The 14,849-nt window shown below is 69.3% G+C and carries 15 protein-coding genes; 12 read left to right on the top strand and 3 right to left on the bottom strand.

Annotation, left to right across the window (positions count from 1 at the left end; genetic code table 11):
- Positions 1-87: 87 nt before the first annotated feature.
- The 7 genes from mihF (at position 88) to AB5I40_RS13100 (ending at position 7,541) form a co-directional block, all read left to right on the top strand.
- A complete protein-coding gene (gene mihF, locus AB5I40_RS13130; RefSeq protein ID WP_003096398.1) occupies positions 88-405 on the top strand; it encodes an integration host factor, actinobacterial type in 318 nt (105 codons plus the stop codon).
- Positions 402-1,073 carry a guanylate kinase gene (gene gmk, locus AB5I40_RS13125; protein WP_370938768.1) on the top strand — a complete coding sequence of 224 codons (672 nt, stop codon included), beginning with the start codon at positions 402-404 and terminating at the stop codon, positions 1,071-1,073. The genes mihF and gmk overlap by 4 nt, the downstream gene beginning before the upstream one ends.
- A complete protein-coding gene (rpoZ, locus tag AB5I40_RS13120) occupies positions 1,070-1,339 on the top strand; it encodes a DNA-directed RNA polymerase subunit omega (protein WP_020658117.1) in 270 nt (89 codons plus the stop codon). Before gmk ends, rpoZ begins: the two co-directional genes overlap by 4 nt.
- Positions 1,332-2,564, top strand: a complete 1,233-nt coding sequence (gene coaBC, locus AB5I40_RS13115) for a bifunctional phosphopantothenoylcysteine decarboxylase/phosphopantothenate--cysteine ligase CoaBC (RefSeq protein ID WP_370938767.1) — start codon at positions 1,332-1,334, stop codon at positions 2,562-2,564. Before rpoZ ends, coaBC begins: the two co-directional genes overlap by 8 nt.
- An 89-nt stretch (positions 2,565-2,653) precedes the next feature.
- A complete protein-coding gene (gene metK / locus AB5I40_RS13110; RefSeq protein ID WP_182890437.1) occupies positions 2,654-3,856 on the top strand; it encodes a methionine adenosyltransferase in 1,203 nt (400 codons plus the stop codon).
- Positions 3,857-4,424: 568 nt separating this feature from the next.
- A complete protein-coding gene (locus AB5I40_RS13105; RefSeq protein ID WP_370938766.1) occupies positions 4,425-6,530 on the top strand; it encodes a primosomal protein N' in 2,106 nt (701 codons plus the stop codon).
- Positions 6,531-6,995: 465 nt separating this feature from the next.
- Entirely contained in the window at positions 6,996-7,541 is a 546-nt protein-coding gene (locus AB5I40_RS13100) for a GNAT family N-acetyltransferase (RefSeq protein WP_370938765.1), read from the top strand.
- A gap of 4 nt (positions 7,542-7,545) precedes the next feature.
- On the opposite strand, the gene AB5I40_RS13095 is transcribed toward AB5I40_RS13100, so the two are convergent.
- Positions 7,546-8,679, bottom strand: coding sequence for a hypothetical protein (locus AB5I40_RS13095; RefSeq protein WP_370938764.1), 1,134 nt, complete (start codon positions 8,677-8,679; stop codon positions 7,546-7,548).
- Complete coding sequence (locus AB5I40_RS13090) at positions 8,676-9,743, bottom strand: helix-turn-helix domain-containing protein (RefSeq protein ID WP_370938763.1); 1,068 nt, start codon at positions 9,741-9,743, stop codon at positions 8,676-8,678. The genes AB5I40_RS13095 and AB5I40_RS13090 overlap by 4 nt, the downstream gene beginning before the upstream one ends.
- Positions 9,744-9,997: 254 nt before the next feature.
- On the opposite strand from AB5I40_RS13090, the gene AB5I40_RS13085 reads away from it, so the two are divergent.
- The 5 genes from AB5I40_RS13085 (at position 9,998) to ggt (ending at position 13,794) form a co-directional block, all read left to right on the top strand.
- Positions 9,998-10,618 carry a hypothetical protein gene (locus AB5I40_RS13085; RefSeq protein WP_370938762.1) on the top strand — a complete coding sequence of 207 codons (621 nt, stop codon included), beginning with the start codon at positions 9,998-10,000 and terminating at the stop codon, positions 10,616-10,618.
- 34 nt (positions 10,619-10,652) lie between these two features.
- Positions 10,653-11,315: a Crp/Fnr family transcriptional regulator gene (locus AB5I40_RS13080; protein WP_370938761.1), complete on the top strand. Its 663-nt coding sequence runs from the start codon at positions 10,653-10,655 to the stop codon at positions 11,313-11,315.
- Between the two features lie 71 nt (positions 11,316-11,386).
- On the top strand, positions 11,387-11,719 hold the full coding sequence (locus AB5I40_RS13075; protein ID WP_354751157.1) for a hypothetical protein: 333 nt from the start codon (positions 11,387-11,389) through the stop codon (positions 11,717-11,719).
- A complete protein-coding gene (locus AB5I40_RS13070; protein ID WP_370938760.1) occupies positions 11,716-11,946 on the top strand; it encodes a hypothetical protein in 231 nt (76 codons plus the stop codon). Before AB5I40_RS13075 ends, AB5I40_RS13070 begins: the two co-directional genes overlap by 4 nt.
- A gap of 39 nt (positions 11,947-11,985) precedes the next feature.
- Positions 11,986-13,794 (top strand): gamma-glutamyltransferase, encoded by a 1,809-nt coding sequence (gene ggt, locus AB5I40_RS13065; RefSeq protein WP_370938759.1) that lies wholly within the window; start codon positions 11,986-11,988, stop codon positions 13,792-13,794.
- Between the two features lie 519 nt (positions 13,795-14,313).
- Here the strand turns inward: ggt and AB5I40_RS13060 are convergent.
- Positions 14,314-14,772 (bottom strand): GatB/YqeY domain-containing protein, encoded by a 459-nt coding sequence (locus AB5I40_RS13060; RefSeq protein WP_370938758.1) that lies wholly within the window; start codon positions 14,770-14,772, stop codon positions 14,314-14,316.
- Positions 14,773-14,849 lie beyond the last annotated feature (77 nt).

Genomic DNA, 14,849 nt, shown 5'->3' with positions numbered 1-14,849 from the left:
CACCAGCCACCCCCGCATTGTGGCCCCTGCTCAGGGGTGGGTACCGTCGCGTCACCCACCCAGATGTGAGAACTACCGGAGGAAAACGTGGCACTTCCCCAGCTGACAGAGGAACAGCGTGCTGCGGCGCTGGAGAAGGCCGCCGCCGCCCGCCGCATCCGTGCTGAGCTGAAGGAGCGGCTGAAGCGGGGCGGTACCACTCTGGTCGACGTGCTGAAGCAGGCCGAGGAGAACGAAGTCCTCGGCAAGATGAAGGTTTCGGCCTTGCTCGAGGCGCTCCCCGGCGTCGGCAAGGTGCGCGCCCAGCAGACGATGGAACGACTGGAGATCGCCCCCAGCCGCAGGCTCCGCGGGCTCGGCGACCGGCAGCGCAAGGCGCTGCTGGCCGAGTTCAGCGGCGAGTGAGCGGCGTCGGTCAGGACTACCCGGTGACCCGGGGCGCCGACCGCGGCAGTGAGCCGGTGGCAGGAGACATCTCCCGCCCCCGGCTCACGGTCGTCTCCGGCCCTTCCGGCGTCGGGAAGTCGAGTGTGGTGGGACAGCTGCGCCTGCTCGAGCCGAACCTGTACTTCAGCGTTTCGGTGACGACGCGGGCGCCGCGGCCGGGCGAGGTCGACGGAAACCATTACCACTTCGTGGATTCCGCCGAATTCGACCGGATGGTGGCCGGGAACCGGCTGCTGGAATGGGCCGAGTTCGCGGGCAACCGGTACGGCACGCCGCGCGAGCCGGTGGAGAAGGCGTTGGCCGACGGCCGTCCGGCGGTACTGGAGATCGAACTCCAGGGCGCCCGGCAGGTCCGGGCCGCGATGCCGGAAGCGCGGCTGGTCATGCTGATGCCGCCGTCCTGGGAAGAACTGGTCGGCAGGCTCACCGGCCGCGGCACCGAGACCGAGGCCGCGGTGGCCGCCCGGCTGGCCGAGGCGGAACGCGAACTGGCCGCGGCCGGGGAGTTCGACGAACGGGTCGTGAACGCCGACGTCGAGGTCGCCGCGCGGCGGTTGCTAGACTTGATTACCGGCGGTGGCGATTCTGCCGCCGCTCGATGTGACGATACGGAGCACCACGAGTGACTGTGCAACAGGCGACGCTGGAAGAGCTCGAAGGCATCACCAACCCGCCGATCGACGACCTGCTCGAAAAGGTCTCCTCGAAGTACGCGCTGGTGATCTACTCGGCCAAGCGGGCCCGGCAGATCAACGACTACTACGCGCAGCTGGGCGAGGGCCTGCTGGAATACGTCGGCCCGCTGGTCGAGCCCGGCCCCCGCGAGAAGCCGCTGTCGATCGCGCTGCGCGAGATCCACGGCGGGCTGCTCGAGCACACCGAGGGTGAATGACGCCAAGCCCAGGGTCGTCCTGGGCGTGGGCGGCGGCATCGCCGCCTACAAGGCGTGCGAGGTCCTGCGGGGCCTCACCGAATCCGGGCACGACGTCCGCGTCGTGCCCACCGAGGCCGCGCTGAACTTCGTCGGCGCGGCGACCTTCGAGGCGCTGTCCGGGAACCCGGTGCACACCGGGGTTTTCACCGAGGTGCCCGAGGTGCAGCACGTGCGGGTCGGCAAAGAGGCCGACCTCGTGCTGGTCGTCCCGGCGACCGCGAACCTGCTGGCCAAGGCCGCGCACGGGCTCGCCGACGACCTTCTGACGAACACCCTGCTCACCGCCCGGTGCCCGGTCGCCTTCTTCCCGGCGATGCACACCGAGATGTGGGAGCACCCGGCCACCCGCGACAACGTGGCGCTGCTGCGCTCGCGCGGCATGGTCGTCACCGAACCCGCGGCGGGCCGGCTCACGGGCGTCGACACCGGCAAGGGACGGCTCGCCGACCCGGCCGAGATCGTCGACCTGGCCCGCTTGCTGCTCGCCGAACCGAAGGCGCTGCCGCGAGACCTCGAAGGCCTCCGCGTGGTGATCTCCGCGGGCGGTACCCGCGAACCGCTCGACCCGGTCCGCTTTCTCGGCAACCGCTCGTCGGGCAAACAGGGCTTCGCCCTCGCCCGGGTCGCCGCGCAGCGCGGCGCCGAGGTCACGCTGGTCGCCGGGCACACCGACGAACTTCCCGCTCCCGCGGGCGCGACGCTGCACCGCGTGTCCACCGCGGAAGAAATGCGCAAAGCGGTGCATTCCGCCGCTGCGGACGCGGACGTCGTCGTGATGGCCGCCGCGGTCGCGGATTTCCGGCCCGCGACGCTGGCCGACCACAAGATCAAGAAGTCCGACGACAGCCCGGACCCGGTCATCACGCTCGACCGCAACGCCGACATCCTCGCCGAAGTGGTGCGAGGACGGCGTTCCGGGCAGATCGTCGTGGGCTTCGCCGCGGAAACCGGCGACGAGAACGGCAGTGTCCTCGACCATGCCCGCGCCAAGCTTCGCCGCAAGGGCGCGGATCTGCTCGTGGTCAACGCGGTCGGCGACGGAAAAGCCTTCGGCACCGAGGACAATTCGGGCTGGCTGCTCGCTTCGGACGGCACTGAGCAGGTCATTCCGCAGGGTGCCAAGGCCCGGCTGGCGGCCACATTGTGGGATGCCGTAACAGCGTTGATCGAACGTCGACTTTAGCTACAGGCCCGCTGGGTAGGGTGGGCTGTGCCAGGAGCGCCTGAAATCCGGTGGGGCGCCACCGCTTGACCGAGGGAAGTGACGAGGTCGTGTCTGCGTCCACGAAAAGGCTGTTCACGTCGGAATCCGTGACTGAGGGCCACCCCGACAAGATCTGTGACGCCATCAGCGACTCGATCCTCGACGGCCTGCTGACCAAGGACCCGCGCAGCCGGGTCGCCGTCGAGACCCTGATCACGACGGGCCAGGTGCACGTCGCGGGCGAGGTGACGACCGAGGCGTACGCGGACATCCCCACCATCGTGCGGGACGTCATCCTGCGCATCGGCTACGACTCGTCGGCCAAGGGCTTCGACGGCAACTCCTGCGGCGTGAACGTGGCGATCGGGTCGCAGTCGCCCGACATCGCCCAGGGCGTCGACACGGCGTACGAGTCGCGCGTGGAATCGGACGAGGACGAGATCAACCGCCAGGGCGCGGGCGACCAGGGCCTGATGTTCGGCTACGCCTGCTCGGACACGCCCGAGCTGATGCCGCTCCCGATCGCCCTCGCACACCGCCTCTCGCGCCGGCTGACCGCGGTCCGCAAGGACGGCGTGCTGCCGTACCTGCGTCCCGACGGCAAGACCCAGGTCACCATCGAGTACGCGGGCGAACAGCCGGTGCGGCTCGACACCGTCGTGGTCTCCACCCAGCACGCGGACGGAATCGACCTGGAGCAGATGCTCGGCGTCGACGTGAAGAAGCACGTCGTGGAGCCGGAGCTGGCCGAACTGGGCCTCGACACCGACAGCACCCGCCTCCTGGTGAACCCCACCGGCCGCTTCGTCATCGGCGGCCCGATGGGCGACGCCGGGCTCACCGGCCGCAAAATCATCGTCGACACCTACGGCGGCATGGCCCGCCACGGCGGCGGCGCGTTCTCCGGCAAGGACCCGTCCAAGGTGGACCGCTCCGCCGCGTACGCGATGCGCTGGGTGGCCAAGAACGTCGTGGCGGCCGGGCTCGCCGGACGAGTCGAGGTACAGGTGGCGTACGCGATCGGCAAGGCCGCTCCCGTCGGCCTGTTCGTCGAGACCTTCGGCACCGAGACGGTCGACCCGACGAAGATCCAGTCGGCCATCAGCGAGGTCTTCGACCTGCGTCCCGCCGCGATCATCCGGGACCTGGACCTCCTGCGCCCGATCTACGCCCCGACGGCGGCATATGGCCACTTCGGCCGCCCGGACCTGAACCTCCCCTGGGAAAGCACCGCCCGCGCGGACGCCCTGCGCTCCCTGGCCGGCGCCTGATCCGTTCTTTGGTCCGTGAAGGGCCCCTTGAGGGAATCTAATTCCCTGAAGGGGCCCTTCACGGCGTTAGGGCGGGCCGAAGGTACGTGAGGGGAACCCTGAGGGAATCAGATTCCCTCAGGGTTCCCCTCACGTACAGCCGCGCCGCCGACGCACCCACCGAGCCACGCAGCCAGCCCACTCCGCCGCCGATGTGCCTCACCGAGCCAGGCTGCCAGCGCCAAGCCCGTCGCCGATGCGCACACCGAGCCAGGCAGCCAGCCCCGCCCCGTCGCCGATGCGCCCGGCCATCGAGGCACTCGGCCGCATCCCGCAGCCGATGCACCAAACCATCGAGGCACCCAGCCCTGCCCCAACCCCGATACGAAGCCTTCTCTGCGGTTCGGGGTGCTTGTCAAGGCATCTTTCCCGCCTTGACAAGCACCCCCGAACCGTCAGGACAATCAAACTTCGGGGTGCCCCACGCAACCACTCGCCCCCGAAGGGGCGCCTTCCCTTCGCCCCGAAGGGGCGCCTCCCTTCGATGCTCACGGCAAGACCGTCGGACCAGTCTGGTAGAGATCTCCAAGTGACCAGCTCCGAACCCACCCCCCTATGGGACCTCCCGGAGCCTCCGCGCTCCGCCCCGGAGCCGAAGGCCACCCCGGCGAAAAAGCCCCGCACCTCCAAACCGGCCCGCTCCCGCAAAGGCCAGCAAACCCCGGCCCCGGAACTCCCGGTAGCGAAGATCGCCGTCGACATCCCGCTAGCCCACCTCGATCGCACCTTCGACTACCAAGTCCCGGAAAAACTGCACGAATCCGCAGTCCCCGGCTGCCGAGTCCGAGTGCGCTTCGCGGGCCAGCTAGTCGACGGCTACCTCATCGAACGCACCGACACCACGGAGTACGAACGCAAACTCGCCTACCTCGAGCGAGTCACCTCCAGCGAACCCGTACTCCCACCGGCCCTGCACGCCGTCTGCCGCTCAGTAGCCGACCGCTACGCCGGAACCCTCTCCGACGTCCTGCGCCTGGCCCTGCCCCCGCGACACGCCAAGGTGGAAGCCGAACCACCCGCCGAACCGGCCCCGACACCGCCCGCGCCGGATGTTTCCGCCTGGACCCGCTACCAACGCGGCGAAGCCTTCCTGGAAGCCGTAACGGAAGGCGGCCCTGCCAACGCGGTCTGGCAAGCCCTCCCCGGCGAAGACTGGCCCCGCCGCCTGGCCGAAGCAGCCGCCACGGCAGCGGCCCAGGGAAGGGGCGCAGTCCTGGTAGTCCCAGACCACCGTGACCTAACCCGAGTACACGACGCCTGCATCGAACTCGTCGGAGAACAAGGCGTCGCAGCACTGATCGCCGGTCTGGGACCAGCCGAGAGATACCGCCGCTGGCTTTCCGTTCTGCGCGGCGCAGTCCGCGTAGTAGTCGGCACCCGCGCGGCGATGTTCGCCCCCGTCGCAGATCCCGGTCTGTTCGTAGTCTGGGACGACGGCGACGATCTGCACCTGGATCCGCATGCCCCGTACCCGCACGTACGAGATGTGCTGATGGATCGGGCCCACGCAACGAAATCCGCCTTCCTGGTCGGCGGATTCGCCCGAACCGCCGAAGCGCAGCTGTTGGTGGAATCCGGCTGGGCACAACAGATCCAGGCCGATCGCACCGAACTCCGCGCCGCCGCCCCGCGCGTGACCCCGGTCGGCGAAGACTTCGACGTAGCGCGTGACGAAGCCGCCCGCGTCGCCCGCCTTCCCGCGGTCGCTTTCGAAGCGGCACGCCAAGCTTTCGCCGCCGGGCTCCCGGCTTTGGTCCAGGTCCCGCGCCGCGGCTACGTCCCCGGATTGTCCTGCGGCCAATGCCGAACGCCCGCCCACTGCCGCCGCTGCGCCGGTCCGCTCGCGCTGCCCGGCGGTTCGGTGGACGGCGCCCCGCGCCCGCCCGCCTGCCGGTGGTGCGGCGTCCCGGAGACCGCTTTCCGTTGCCCCGCTTGCGGTTCCGTCCGGCTGCGAGCAGTCGTCGTCGGTGCGAAACGCACTGCCGAGGAACTGGGCCGGGCTTTCCCCGGGGTGCCAGTCCGAACCTCCGGCGCGACCGAAGTCCTGGCGACCGTCCCGGGCCGTCCGGCGCTGGTGGTCTGCACCCCGGGCGCGGAACCGGTCGCCGAAGGCGGTTACGGCGCGGCGCTGCTGCTGGACGGCTGGGCTCTGCTCGGCCGTCAGGATCTCCGTGCCGCGGAAGAAACTCTGCGACGGTGGATGGCCGCCGGTGCGCTGGTCCGCCCGGCGTCGAGCGGAGGCCGGGTCGTCGTCGGCGCGGAAGCCGGGCTGCCCGTGGTGCAGGCATTGGTGCGCTGGGACCCGGGCTGGCACGCGAGCCAGGAACTGGAGCAGCGCCGGGAGCTGGGTTTCCCGCCCGCGATGCGGATGGCGAGCGTCGAGGGGAGCCCCGCCGCAGTGGCGAGCGTCCTGGACGACCTCCCGCTGCCGGAAACCGGCGAGGTGCTCGGCCCCGTCCCGCTGGGCGATTTCGACGACGAGGGCAACGCGGAACGCGAGCGCGCGCTGGTGCGGGTGGCCCGCCGGGACGGTCGCGCCCTGGCGACGGTCGTGCGGGACGCGGTGGCCCGCCGCGACGCCCGCAAAGCGGTCGAGCCGGTACGGGTACAGCTCGATCCGCTGGATCTGATTTAGGCGGTCCCGAAGCGTCGGCACCCGGACGCGAGACACCGCTGAAACAGGCAGCTGTCCAATGTCGTGGACAGGCCCTGAAACGCGCGGCGTGACGGGCTCGCAACCCGCGCAAACCGCCACGCGCGCAACTGGATCCGCTGAACCCGATCTAGCCAACCGCTAATTCCCGCATTCAACCCCGCCCCGGAAGCGGTTTTCCGTGCTGCCGCGCCATTTCCGTTTGAACCGGTTCGTCCCGGGGTGTATTGGAGAGGTGGAAACCGGGGGAGGGGCGTGGTCGCGCAGGGTAGCCCGTTGCTCCGTCCGGAGGACCGGGCTGCGGCATCTGCAGTCTTCGCGCCTACCCAGCGCACACTTACTCTTGAGGCCGGGCGGCCAAGATCAGGACCGCGGCCCGGGCCGGCTCCGGGCCGGCCTCCCGCTCGCGTGCCCCGTGCCCGGTCCTGCGGACAGGAGTCGGCGTTGATGGGCGACGTCTCGATCCGGCCGGCTGAACAGGCGGACCTCGCGGCGCTGGCGGAGATCCTCGGCGACCCGGGATTCTTCGAGGACCGGTTCACCCGGCAGGCGAAGGGGCTCGGCGTCCTGTTCACCGCGTGGTGCTCCGCGCGGCCGGTCGGCGCCGTGTACCTGTGGCTCGAGGACGCCGAGGAACCGCCGATCCGCGGCCATCTGCCGGGCGTTCCGCTGCTGACTCATCTGGAAGTCGCCCCGGAAGCACGCAACCGCGGCATCGGCGCGGCTCTCGTGCACGCGGCCGAGGACTACCTGGTCGGCCACGGCCACGCCCTCGGCGCGCTCGCGGTCCGCACGGACAACACCCGCGCCGCCCGGCTGTACAGCCGCCTTGGTTACCGCGACTGGGGCCACGGCACCGTCGTTTGCTACGCGGAGCACGTTTCGCCTGACGGGCGCACGATTTCCGAGGCCGAACGCTGCCACGTCCTGGTGAAAGGGCTGCCGGACGACCGTCCCGCGCCGCTGGCCGGCCGTATGTGCGGCGAGCGCTGAATCTTCAGGACTTGTGCACGAGCTCCGAGATCCCCAGCGTGTCGAAGGCGGCGTCCGGATCGCCCGGCACCCCGTGCCGCGCACGCAGCGACAGCAGATGCGTCTGCCACGTGTCCCGGTCTCGTTGCCAAGCGCGCAGGTACCGGACGCACAGGTCCGGCTCGATCACCAGACTGCGGCCGCGCGCCGCCTTCAGCGCGGCGATCATCCGGCCCTCGGCCGCGCCGGTCAGGTGCGGCGCGTCCCGGACCTGGCGCAGCGTGGTGTCGATGAACGCCTGACGGCTTTCCAGGAAGTCCGCCCAGTACTCCGCGTTCGCGTCGGCGATGCCGAGACCGTTGTCCAGCAGGCAGTAAATGCCCTCGGCGAGCGTGTCGCCGAGTTCCTCCGACCGGGCGCGCACGGTGTCGCGATAGGGGTCGTAGTCGTCCTGGTGCGCGGAGCCGGTCACCGCTGTGGCGCGCAGGCCGGTGCCGCTGAGGAGGAAGAACCAGTCCTCGTTGTAGATGTCCGGGAAGAACGAGGAGAACGCGTTGTGCCCCACGGCCAGTGCGCCGCCGCCGACGAACGTGTCCTGCTGTCCTCCGGAATCGCGGTAGGCGTGGCAGACCACGGAGTTGTCCGGCATGCCGGTGTTGGCGAGGCCGACCGCCGCGTACTCGTCGAGCAGGCCCGCGGCGGCGCGCAGGTCTCCAGGCTGCGAAAGGTGGATGTCGTCGTCGAGGAAGAGGATGCGCTGCCATCCGGCGAGGTCGGCCACGAGCACGCCGAGGTTGCGCTTGAAGCTCGTGTCAGTGCGCCGCGCCAGGCGCTTCGCCTGCAGCAGCTTGCTCGTCGCGAAGGCCGGGACAGTGCCGAGGCCAGCGACTTCGTCGGTGTCGATGGCGCGGACCCGTGCCCCGGCGCGTTTCGCGGCGAGCACCGCGTCGGTCGCCCGTGCGCTCTTGCTGCACAGCAACAGGACTGTGGCGTCGACCTCGCGGGCCGCGCGGAAAGCGTCCTTGAGGTAGGCGGCGGGGCGGCCGTTGGGCACGACGATCGCGTCCAGCTGGGCCTGCGGCGCGTCCTCGGCGGCGACGTGGTGCAGCAGCCGCTGGTGCGTCGTGTGCTGCGCCGGCGCTGCGACGGTCGCGGTCATGGAAGGCTCGATTCTGGCCACTCGTGCAGCCGGTTTTCTCGCAGGGTCCAGTCGGGGGTGAGCCCCTGGTTGTCGAAGACCGGGACCCGGCTGATGATGCTGAAGGAATCCTTGCCCGCGAAGCGCTGGTCGAGGTACGCCTGGTTGCGGTCGCGGAAGCGGTGGTCGGTCAGCGCTCGTACGGCCCCGAGGGTGCCGCGGCCGTACATCCCGTTGCACACGGTCACAGTGCGCTTGCGGTTGAGCGGGCTGACGCCGTGGTAGAAGTGCGCGACGTCTTCGATCAGTCTGCCGTCGTGCAGTTTGGCGCTGAACATCCGGGTCGTTCCGTCCGCGCGGGTCACTTCGAAGCCGGTGTCCAGCTGGTCTTCGTCGCCCTTGCGGCTGATCTGGCGGACCGGCACGTCGACCCGGTCGAGCAGCGCGCGGGTCTGCGGGTTCCAGTCGACGCCGCCGAGCAGCACGAGGTGCGCGGTGTACTCGTCCGCCGAAAGCGTCGTGTTCTGGTCGGTGGTGCGGAAGGTGACTTTGCTGGCCGGGTTGCACGCGCGGATGTGGCCGTAGAGTTCGAGCAGCGCGTCCGGGTCGGCGTAGGTGTAGAGGTTGACGTAGTCCGGGCTGGACGGGTCGGTGTAGGCGATGCGGTATTTCTCCGGCAGCTGCGCGCAGACGATCACGATGTCCTGCTGCGGCGGGAAGTGCCAGAGGCTCGCGGGCGCGAAGACCGGCTGGGCGGGCGGGTCGTCGAGGTCGCCGCGCAGCGCCTGCAGCTCCGCGAGCAGTTCCTTGCGGACCGTGTGCTCGTCGTCTGTCAGGTCGCCGATGTCCAGCAGGTGAAGTTCGCGGCCGTGGACGGAGCGGCGAGTGGCGAAGAAGGTCGCATACGCCTCGAGCCGCGGCTGCGGGGGCGTCACCGGCTTCGCCACGTTCTCCCATGACGACAGCAGCCCGGTGCTCACGCCGAAGGCCTCGGCGAGCTGCCGCTGGGTCAGCACCACGTCGGACCAGGTCTCCTTGCGCAGGGTACGCAGGCGAGCGGCGAGCGCGGGGTTGGGCTGAGACACGACTTCAGACCCTTCAGTGAAGTTCAGTCAGACGTGAATGGCGGGGATTCTACACCCGGGACGCCGGGGTGGCCGGACGGGCCGGGGGTGGAGTGTCGGCGGGTGTTCAGGGGTTGCCAATCTCGGACTAGGCCGGGACCTGAACTGAAGATGTCGTGTGCGCGACACCATTGTTTCAGTCCCGGCCCAGCCTTATAGTAGCTGCTGTGAAAGTCTACTAGATTTCAGTAGCTTCCTGAAATAGGGGGGCGGTCATGGACACCTCAGCAGTACAGGCACCAGTACACCGAGCCATCGTGGTGGTCGACATCGAAGGGTCGACAACCCGTACGAACCCGGCTCGGGCCGGGCTCCGTTCGGTCCTGTTCGACCTGCTCGACGAGGCGTTCCTGGCCGGGGGCATCACCGAGGAGTTCCGGGACCCGTTCATCGACCGGGGCGACGGGGCGCTCTGCCTCATCCGGCCGGTCGACGAGGTCCCGAAGACAGTGCTGCTCGCCCGCGTGGTGCCCGCGCTGACCGAACTGCTCGCCCGGCACGGCGACCAGGATCCCGAACTGGCCTTCCGGCTGCGCGTTTCGGTCCACGCCGGCGAGGTGCACTACGACGCGCACGGGCCCTACGGCGAGGACGTCGACATCGCCTGCCGGCTGCTCGACGCGGCCGACCTGAGACGCAGGCTGCGCAGCTCCTCCGGCCCGCTCGCGCTCGTCGTCTCGAACGCGATCCACCGTTCGGTCGTCCGGCACGGCTACGCCGGGATCGACCGCAGCTCTTTCACCCACGCCTTCCACGTGCGCGTCGGCGGGCAGCGGACGCGGGGCTGGGTCCGCACCACCGACGCCGTCCGGCCGGGAGCGGGACTGATCGCCTGAGCGGTCCGGCCGGCGACGAGGAGGGTGGACCGCTGTGGAGACGATCGGGTTCTGGCCGGCGCTGGGCGCCGCGGACCGCGCGAAGTTCGAAGAGCTGTCCGTCCGCAAGGCTTACCGGCGCGGGGACGTCCTCTGCCGCGAAGGCGAGCGGGCCTCGGTGGTCCTTCTCCTGCTGACCGGGCACGTCCGGATCACCAACGCGACGCCGGACGGGCGCGAGGTCGTGATCGGCGTCCGCGGCGCGGGCGACGTGATCGGCGAACTGGCCGTGATCGACGGCGGACGGAGGTCGGCGACAGTGCAGGCACTCGACGAACTCGACGTACTGGTCGTGCCCGCCGCGCGGTTCGTCGCGCTGTGCCGGCGCGAGGCGGCGATTTCCTGGGCGCTGCTGCAAGTACTGGCCGACCGGATGCGCGACGTCGGACGGCAGTGGCTCGACATCGGCGGCGGGACGAGCACCCGCCGCGTGGCCGCGCAGCTGATGCAGCTGGCGGTGCAGCACGGCGTGCGGCGCGGCACGGACATCGAGGTCGCGGTGCCCGGCACGCAAGCGGAACTCGCGATGACAGCGGCGATTTCGCGCGAATCGTGGGCACGGGTGACGCGGGAACTCCGCCGCCAGGGGGTGATCAGCACCGCGCGCGGCCGGGTGACTATCCACCGGCTCGCGGAATTGCGGAGGCTCGCCCGCTGAACGTGTCAGCTGACACAGATTTCCCGGCTCCGCCGGGGTTTTCTGGATACACACCACCGAGGGAGGCAGTCATGGAACCGTTTCTTCCCGCTCCTCAGCCGGTTCGCTGGCGTCGGGGGGTGTACGCGGCAGCTCTGGTCGTCCCGTTCACCGTCGCTCAGGTGTGGGCGCTGCTGGTGTTGCTGAGTTTCGAATCGCTCCACGGGCTGGTCGCACAGGCGTTCCTGGTGATCCTCGCCGGTTCCCTGATCGCGACGGCCGCGGGCTGGCGCTGGGTGTGGCAGCTGGGTTCGGAGCGCAAACGCGTTCAGGCTCGTGAGGAACTGCGCAGGCGGGCGTACGAGAACATGCGCGAATTCGGGCGCGAGGACCTTCGCGAACCGCGGATACAGGTGCGGATATGACCACCGTGCTGGCCGCCGCGCAGAGTGGCGGGCAAGGCGTGCCGGCGGCGGTGCTCGTGCTCGCGTTGGTGGTCCTGATCGCCGTGATCCGGGTGCTGCGCTGGATCGCCGGACTGGCGGTGCGGCTGGCGGCCTCGGTCGCGGCGATCGCCGGGCTGGTCGTCGGCGCGGCGGGCGTCGGCGGACTGGCCACGTTGACCGCGGTGGCGATGGCGGCCTCGAAATGAGTGTGGACACCGGTTCTGCCGCGGGGCAGACTCGCCCGCATGCCCACGACCGGAAAGCGAATTCTCGCGGTGCTCTCCGTGGCCGCTCTGGTGTCCACGGCCGGGGCGGCCAGCGCCTCGGCCGCCGTTCCCGCTCCTAAATCGCCTGTCGCGACCGGCTATCTCGGCGCGGTGTCGAGCATCGACGCCGACGCCACGGCCATCGGCACGCAGGTGCTGCGCGGCGGCGGCAACGCCGTCGACGCGGCGGTCGCCGTCGCGGCCGCACTCGGCGTCACGGACCCGTTCTCGGCCGGCATCGGCGGGGGCGGGTTCTTCGTGTACTACGACGCGAAGACCGGCAAGGTCCACACGCTCGACGGGCGGGAAACCGCGCCCAAGACCGCGGACGAGAACCTGTTCGTGGAGAACGGCAAGCCGTTGCCGTTCGCGGACGCGGTGACCAGCGGGTTGAGCGTGGGGGTGCCGGGCACTCCGGCTACGTGGCGTGATGCGTTGCGCAAGTGGGGGACCCGGTCGCTCGCCCAGTCGATCGCTCCGGCGGAGCGGTTGGCGCGCAAGGGGTTCGTGGTCGATCAGACGTTCCATGACCAGGTCGCGCACAATGCCGTGCGGTTTGCTGCGTTTCCTTCGACTCGGTCGTTGTATCTGCCGGGCGGTCAGCCGCCGGCGCCGGGGACGGTGTTCCGGAATCCTGATCTTGCCGGCACTTACGGGGAGTTGGCCCGGCGGGGTACGGATGCGTTGTACCGCGGGGACATCGGGGCGGATGTCGCCCGGACTGTTCAGCGGCCGCCGGTCGATCCTGCTTCTTCCCTGAATGTTCGGCCTGGGAAGCTCTCTTTGGGGGATCTTGCCGCGTATCGGGCTATTGAGCGGGAGCCCACGCATACGGAGTATCGCGGGTTGGACGTCTACGGGATGCCTGCGCCTTCGTCTGGGGGGCTTACCGTGGGCGAGGCTTTGAATATTCTGGAGAATTACGATCTTCGCGGGGCTGGCAAGGCTGACTATCTGCAGTATTTCCTGGAGGCTTCGCGGTATGCGTTCGCTGATCGGAATCGGTGGATCGGCGATCCCGCGGTGGTGGATGTTCCGGCTCGGGAGTTGCTCAGTCAGGAGTTCGCGGACAGCCGGGCTTGTTTGATCTCTCGGGACCACGCTGCGACTAGTCCGGTTGCGCCTGCTGATCCTCGGCATCCTCAGCCTTGTGGCGCTGGGTCTGTTGGGGCGCCGACGCCTTATGAAGGGGAGAACACCACTCACCTTACTGTGGCGGACAAGTGGGGGAATGTTGTCGCTTACACCCTTACTATTGAGCAGGAGGGTGGTAGTGGGATTGTGGTGCCCGGGCGTGGGTTCCTGCTGAACAACGAGTTGACTGACTTCTCGTTCGTGCCTGTTACGCCTGGGGTTCCTGATCCTAATTTGCCTGGGTCCGGGAAGCGGCCTCGGTCTTCTATGGCTCCTACTGTGGTGTTGCGGGACGGGAAGCCGTTCTTTGCCACTGGGTCGCCTGGGGGCGCTTCGATTATTACGACTGTGCTGCAGGTTTTGCTTGGGCGGATTGATCGTGGGATGTCGTTGGAGGATGCGATTGCCGCGCCTCGGGCTTCTCAGCGGAATTCTGCCAAGGCGGATGTCGAGGCTGGGTTCTTGGCTCAGCCTGAGGTCGCTGATTTGCAACGGCGAGGGCAGGTGTTTTCGTCTTCGCCTGCGGAGATCGGGGCTTCTACCGGGGTGGAGAGTTTGCGGGACGGGCGGTGGATTGCCGCTGCTGAGCCGGTGAGGAGGGGGCAGGGGGCTGCTGAGGTTGTGTTGCCTTGGCGGTGGCCTGGGGGGCGGTAGTTCGGCTCGTCGCCTGGCGGCGACATTGCTTTTGAGTGGTTGCGTGGGGCACCCCGAAGCTGAGTGTGACTACGGCGCGGAGGTGCTTGTCAAGGCGGGAAAGATGCCTTGACAAGCACCTCCGCGCCGTGTTTTTGGCTTCGTATCGGGGTGCGGGGGGTGTGGCTGCCTTGGGTGGGTGCATCGGCTGCGGTTGGTGAGGGGGCTGGTTAGCGCCCCAATGTGGCATTGGGTGCATGTGACGCACCCAATGCGGCATTGGGGCGTATCTCGGCGGCGCTAGCGAGTGGGTGGGCTGTGAAGGGCTCCTTGAGGGAATCTGATTCCGTGAAGGAGTCCCTCACGGACTTGCGCCGGTCGTGAGGGGAACCCTGAGGGAGTCTGTTTCCGTGAGGGTGGCCCTCACGGACTTGGGCGGGTCGTGAGGGGAGCCCTGAGGGAATCTGATTCCGTGAGGGTGGCCCTCACGGACTGCGGGCGCGGCCGAGGCGTCAGCACGCGAGCGGCGGCGTGCAGGAGTCATCCGGCGGCGAGTTGGCGTTTCACCTCGGCGGCGACGCGGGAGCCTTCCGCGCGTCCGGCGACCTTCGGCTGCACCGCCTTCATCACGGCACCCATCCCGGCCATCCCGGAAGCGCCCGTCTCCGTCACGGCCTCGGTGACCAAGCCGCGCAGTTCGTCGTCCGAGAGTTGCGCGGGCAGGTAGCCGGTCAGGACCTCAGCCTCCGCTCGTTCGCGTTCGGCTGACTCCGCGCGGCCGGCCTTCTCGAAGGCCTCGGCGGCGTCGCGGCGTTTCTTCACCTCTCGGGTGATGATCTTCAGTACCTCGTCGTCGGAGAGTTCGCGTGCGCTGTCGCCTGCGGTCTCTTCGTAGCCGATCGCGGAGAGGGTCAGGCGCAGGGTCGCCGAGCGCAGCTGGTCCCTTGCCTTGATCGCGGTCGTCAGGTCGTCGTGCAGGGTCGCCTTCAGCGTGGTCATATACCCGATCCTGGCGCCCGCCCCGGCTGGCTGCCCGCGCCGCGCCGCCGGGGACGGGGTCTTCTAGACTCGCTTCC

The sequence above is a fragment of the Amycolatopsis sp. cg13 genome (assembly GCF_041346965.1).
In the GTDB taxonomy this organism is placed as follows: Bacteria; Actinomycetota; Actinomycetes; order Mycobacteriales; family Pseudonocardiaceae; genus Amycolatopsis.
Note: the sequence above shows the minus strand (reverse complement) of the source record. Positions and strands in the feature narration are given on the sequence as shown.